This window comes from Sanguibacter inulinus (genome assembly GCF_013415325.1).
Taxonomy (GTDB): Bacteria; Actinomycetota; Actinomycetes; order Actinomycetales; family Cellulomonadaceae; genus Sanguibacter; species Sanguibacter inulinus.
The window spans coordinates 1-5,651 of record NZ_JACBYE010000092.1 but is presented as its reverse complement, the minus strand read 5'-3'; the positions used below and the strand labels follow the sequence as shown (position 1 = coordinate 5,651).

The following is a 5,651-nucleotide window of genomic DNA, read 5'->3' as shown; positions in this document are numbered from 1 at the left end:
CCACACGGGCGGCGAGGGAGCGCCCGGGACGGGCGCGCGTCGGTAGGCTGGGGGTGCCGGGGGCGGTACGACGACCGCACCTCCGAGCCACCCCTGCCCTTCCCGGTCCGACCTGAAGGATCCGCCTCCATGCTCCGTGCTGTGCTCTTCGACCTCGACGGGGTCCTGACACCGACCGCCGAGCTCCACATGCGCGCGTGGGAACGGCTGTTCGCGCCGTTCTGCGCCGCCCGTGGGCTCGCGCCGTACACCGACGCCGACTACTTCGCGCACATCGACGGGAAGCCGCGCTTCGACGGCGTCCACACCATGCTCGCCTCGCGCGGTGTCGAGCTCCCGTGGGGCTCGACCGACGACGCGCCCGGCGAGTCGACCGTGTGCGCCCTGGGCAACGAGAAGAACCAGATCGTCAACGCGATGTTCGTCGAGGAGGGCATCGACCCCTACCCGGGCTCTGTCCGGTTCCTCGACGCCGTGACCGCCGCCGGTGCGCACGTCGCCGTCGTGTCCTCGTCGCGCAACGCCCCGTCGGTGCTCGCCGCCGCCGGGATCGCCGACCGTTTCGAGGTCGTCGTCGACGGCGCCGTCGCCGAGCGTGACGGCCTGCCTGGCAAGCCCGCCCCCGACACCTACCTGCGCGCCGCAGAGCTGCTCGGTGTGACCGCAGCCGAGGCGATCGTCGTCGAAGACGCGCTCTCGGGCGTCCGCTCCGGGCGAGCAGGCAGCTTCGGCCTCGTGCTCGGCGTGGACCGGGGTGTCGGACCCGACGCGCTGCTCGCCGCCGGTGCGGACCTCGTGGTCTCCGACCTCGGCGAGCTCGACGCGTCCATCCTGACCCGCTCAGCCGGTACGTCGGCCGGTGCGGCCGAGGGCACCTCTGCACGCACCGACGGGGGAGAGCAGTGAGCCCTCGCACGCCTGCCGAGAAGCAGCACGTCGACCGCAGCAGGTTCCCGGCCGACGAGTGGCGCCTCGTCGAGACGCGTTTCTCGACCGAGGACCTCGGAGTCACCGAGACGCTGTTCTCGGTCGCCAACGGCTACCTCGGGCTGCGCGGCAACGTCGAGGAGGGGCGCGAGTCCCACACCCACGGCACCTTCGTCAACGGCTTCCACGAGACGTGGCAGATCCGCCACGCCGAAGAGGCCTTCGGCCTCGCGCAGGTCGGCCAGACGATCGTCAACGCCCCCGACGCCAAGGTGATCCGCCTGTACGTCGACGACGAGCCGCTGCTGCTGCCCGTCGCCGAGCTCGTCGACTACGAGCGCTCCCTCGACATGCGCGACGGCGTGCTGCGCCGCGAGATCGTGTGGATCACCCCCGGCGGCAAGCGGGTGCGGATCCGGTCGCAGCGCATGGTGTCCTTCGCGGAGCGCCACCTCGCGGTGATGACCTTCGAGGTGACGATGCTCGACGAGTCCGCGCCCGTCGCGATCTCCTCGCAGATCCTCAACCGGCAGGACGGCGAGGACGAGTACCACGTGCGCGCCGCCGCGATGGGTGAGGGCTTCGACCCGCGCAAGGCCAACCAGTTCACCGACAGGGTGCTGCACCCGCAGATGCAGTCGGCGGACGACGACCGTCTGGTGCTCTCGTACTCGGTGGCGAACTCGGGCATGACGCTGGCTGTCGCGGCCGAGCACCACATGGTGACGGACAACCTCGTCGACCTGCACACCTTCGTCGAGGGCGACGTGGCCAAGCACGTGTTCCGCGTGGACGCGCAGCCCGGCCAGCCGATCCACCTCACCAAGACCGTGGCGTACCACACCTCCCGCGGCGTGCCGGCGCGCGAGCTCGTCGACAGGTGCGGTCGCACCCTCGACCGCGCGCGGCGTGACGGGCTCGAGGGCACCTTCCGTGCGCAGCGGACGTGGCTCGACGAGTTCTGGGCACGCTCCGACGTCGAGATCCCCGACCAGCCGGAGATCCAGCAGGCCGTGCGCTGGAACCTGTACCAGCTGGCGCAGGCGACGGCCCGCGCCGAGGGCAGCGGTGTCCCCGCCAAAGGCCTGACGGGTTCTGGCTACGGAGGCCACTACTTCTGGGACACGGAGATCTACGTGCTCCCGTTCCTCACCTACACCAGCCCCCGGTACGCCCGGAACGCGTTGCGCTTCCGCTACCAGATGCTCGACGCCGCGCGGAAGCGCGCGAGCCAGGTGTCGCAGCAGGGCGCGCTGTTCCCGTGGCGCACCATCAACGGCGAAGAGGCCTCGGCGTACTACGCCGCGGGCACCGCGCAGTACCACATCGACGCCGACGTCAGCTATGCGCTCGTCCAGTACGTGCTCGCGACAGGGGACCGTGAGTTCCTCGAGCGCGAGGGCGTCGACATCCTCGTCGAGACCGCGCGCATGTGGGCCGACCTCGGGTTCTGGCGGGTCAACGGGGACGACGAGTTCCACATCCACGGTGTCACCGGCCCTGACGAGTACACGACAGTCGTCAACGACAACCTCTTCACCAACGTCATGGCGCGCTTCAACCTGCGTGCCGCTGTGCGGGCTCTCGAGATCATCGGCGAGACGGACCCTGCGTCCAGGGCCGACGTCGACGCCCGTCTGGGCATCACGCCCGCCGAGGTGCACGAGTGGTCCAAGGCCGCCACGAAGATGTCGATCCCGTGGGCCGAGCACCTGGGCATCCACCCGCAGGACTTCCACTTCCTCGAGCGCGAGGTGTGGGACGTCGCGGCGACCCCGGCCGACCGCCGGCCGCTGCTGCTGCACTACCACCCGCTCGTCATCTACCGCTACCAGGTGCTCAAGCAGGCCGACGTGGTGCTCGCGCTGTTCCTCCAGGGGAACCAGTTCACCGCCGAGGAGAAGCTCGCGGACTTCGAGTACTACGACCCGTTGACCACGGGCGACTCGACGCTCTCGGGAGTGGTGCAGTCGATCGTGGCTGCCGAGGTCGGGTACCAGGACCTCGCGCTCGAGTACTTCGAGAAGTCCGTCTACGTGGACCTCGCGAACCTGCACGCCAACGCCTCCGACGGTGTCCACGTGGCCTCGGCCGGTGGCTCGTGGTCGGCGCTCGCCTTCGGCTTCGGCGGCATGCGCGACCACGACGGGCACGTGGCCTTCGACCCGCGCCTGCCGGCGTCGTGGGACTCGCTCACCTTCCGGGTGACGGTCAAGGGGGCGCGTCTGCGCGTGCACCTCACGGCCGACGCGATCGAGCTCACCTGCGAGACCGGCGACGGCGCGCACGTCTCGGTCCGCGGCGAGCAGGTCGACGTCCGCCCGGGCGAGCCGACTGTCGTCGCGCTCGCCGACCAGGGGCCGCGACGCTCGGGCCGCCCGAGCATGCGTCGGCTCTCGGGCAACCGGCGCGAAGACGGCACGCTCATCCAGGCGACCGTCCCGCACTCCTGAGACGGAGCCGTCGCCAGACGCGACGGCGAGCGGGACGACGGCCAGCAGGACGATGGCCAGCAAGACGACAGAGCGCGGCGCTCCGACCGGTGATCCGGTCGGAGTGCCGCGCTCTGTCGTCTCCAGACGTGGTCGTCGTCAGACGCGCACGACGTCCCGCACGACGGTCCGCGACGCCGCCGCACCCGCCAGCACGAGTCCCGCCGCGACCCCCACGCTCACCACGAACTGCACGACGACAGACCACTGCGCGATCATGCCCGCGCCGAGCACCGGCAGCATGAAGAGCAGCGCGAAGCCCGCCGACGTCCCGACGGTCACGACGAGCGGGATGAAGGTCTCGCGCATCCGCGCAGAGTCGAGGACCCGCAGGTCTGTCCCGGCGAGGGACAGGGCGCGGTACTCCTCTCGCTGCGCGATGACGTTGCCCGCCTGCATCACGCCCGTCGAGACGGCTGCGAGCAGCCCGGCGATGCCGAGCGTGAGGTACCCGCCTGTCGCGACGTCCCCGAGGAACTGGGCGTCTTCGGGCGAGGCGCCCGACGAGGCCGACGAGAAGAGCGACGTGATGCTCGCGAGCCCCGCGATGAAGGTCGCGAGCGCGACCCCGCCGACGCTGCGCCACGCGGTCTTGGGGTCGTCGATCATCCGGCGTCCTGCGAGCAGCGTCGCGGCCGTGCGGGCGCTGTGGGCCGTCACCCGGCCGACGACCCACACCGTGAAGGGTCCGACGAGGTTGAGCGTGGTGAAGCCGAGGACGAGCATCACCCCGATGACCGACAGACCCACCTGCCCGAAGGACGTGGTGACGACCGCGAAGACGATGACGGCACCCACCGCGACGGCGGCACGCAACCAGGTGAGCCCGGGCGGCTGGACCCGGTTGGCCACGCCGAGGGGCGTGATCGCGACCCTGCGCAGGCTCATGGTCGAGGACACCACGGCGATGAGCACGACCCCGGCGAGGGCCGCGAGGATGATCGGCACCCCCGTCCACAGCTCGGCGAGCTCGAAGGTGCGGCCCTGGAACCTCAGCAACGAGACCAGCGGGATCAGCGCGAGGTACCCGACGACACCGAGCAGGGCGCCGGTGACGGCCTGCGCTGTGGCGTCGAGGACCGTGAGACCGGTGACCTGGCCCGTCGACGCACCGGCGAGCCGTAGCGCGGCCAGCCGGGCGTCCCGGCGGGCGACGGCCAGGCGTGCGGCTGCGGCCCCGAGGGTCGTCAGCGGCACGACGAGCAGGCCCGAGGCGATCCACGCGAACATGACGTAGGACTCGGCGTCTGCGTCCGCTCCCGGTGCGGCCGCGCGGTCGACGAAGGCACCGACTCCGCCGAGCACGACGAGCAGGAGCGCTGTCGCGACCGCGAAGGCGATGATCGCCAGGGTGGTCGTCAGCCGTTGCGGGTCGCTGCTCGACGCGCCGCGGCGCCGCAGCAGCCGCCACAGGGACCAGGTCGCGGTCATCGGCCCTGCCCTCCCGGCTGCTGGGGTGCGGGTGCCTGCTGGGCGGACGGCGCGGTCGCCTGCTGAGTGGCGGGTGCCGGGGGCTGGTGACCCGCCGGGGCGTAGAACTCGCCCGAGACCAGGCCGTCGCGCATCGCCACGGTGCGCGAGCACCAGCGCGCGACCGTCGGGTCGTGGGTGACGACCACGAGGGCCGCGCCGCTGCGAGCCGCGGCCTGGGTCAGGACGGCCATCACCTCGGCTCCGGTCGTCTGGTCGAGCGCGCCCGTCGGCTCGTCGGCGAAGATCACGCCGGGCGAGCCGACCAGTGCACGGGCGATCGCCACGCGCTGCGCCTGACCGCCCGAGAGCTCGCCGGGGCGACGGTCTTCCATCCCGGCGAGGCCGAGCTCGCCCAGCCGCACGACGGCCGTCGCGACGGCCTGCGCCCGCGGCATGCCGCCGAGCATGAGCGGCAGCGCGGCGTTCTCGACGGCCGGGAGCTCGGGCAGCAGCTGCCCCGACTGGAACACGAAGCCGAAGTCGGAGCGGCGCAGAGCCGTGCGCTGCGTGTCCTTGAGGGAGGCGATGTCCTGCTCCCTCCACAGCACCGACCCCGACGTCGGGCGCACGATCCCGGCGAGGCAGTGCAGCAGCGTGGTCTTGCCGGAGCCCGAGGGGCCCATGATCGCGACGGACTCGGCGGGGGCGATCGACAGGTCGACTCCCGCGAGGGCGTGGGTGGCTGTCGGGCCGGTGCCGTAGACCATCTGCAACGACCGGGCGGCGAGGAGCACAGGGGCTGGGGGCGGGGGTGTGGGC

At 71.9% G+C, this 5,651-nt stretch carries 4 protein-coding genes; 2 read left to right on the top strand and 2 right to left on the bottom strand.

Annotated features, from left to right (window positions below):
• Window positions 1-129 precede the first annotated feature (129 nt).
• Window positions 130-906, top strand: coding sequence for an HAD family hydrolase (locus tag HZZ10_RS18885; RefSeq protein ID WP_179914696.1), 777 nt, complete (start codon window positions 130-132; stop codon window positions 904-906).
• Window positions 903-3,380 (top strand): glycoside hydrolase family 65 protein, encoded by a 2,478-nt coding sequence (locus tag HZZ10_RS18880; protein ID WP_179914695.1) that lies wholly within the window; start codon window positions 903-905, stop codon window positions 3,378-3,380. Before HZZ10_RS18885 ends, HZZ10_RS18880 begins: the two co-directional genes overlap by 4 nt.
• A 138-nt stretch (window positions 3,381-3,518) precedes the next feature.
• Here the strand turns inward: HZZ10_RS18880 and HZZ10_RS18875 are convergent, their stop codons facing one another.
• Complete coding sequence (locus tag HZZ10_RS18875) at window positions 3,519-4,850, bottom strand: FtsX-like permease family protein (RefSeq protein WP_179914694.1); 1,332 nt, start codon at window positions 4,848-4,850, stop codon at window positions 3,519-3,521.
• On the bottom strand, window positions 4,847-5,651 hold an 805-nt coding region (locus HZZ10_RS18870), incomplete at its 5' end, for an ABC transporter ATP-binding protein (protein WP_373367346.1). The genes HZZ10_RS18870 and HZZ10_RS18875, both read right to left, overlap by 4 nt.

Coding starts and splice junctions, on each gene's coding strand:
- HZZ10_RS18885 (WP_179914696.1), top strand. CDS start 130: ATGCTCCGTGCTGTGCTCTTCGACCTCGACGGGGTCCTGACACCGACC.
- HZZ10_RS18875 (WP_179914694.1), bottom strand. CDS start 4,850: ATGACCGCGACCTGGTCCCTGTGGCGGCTGCTGCGGCGCCGCGGCGCG.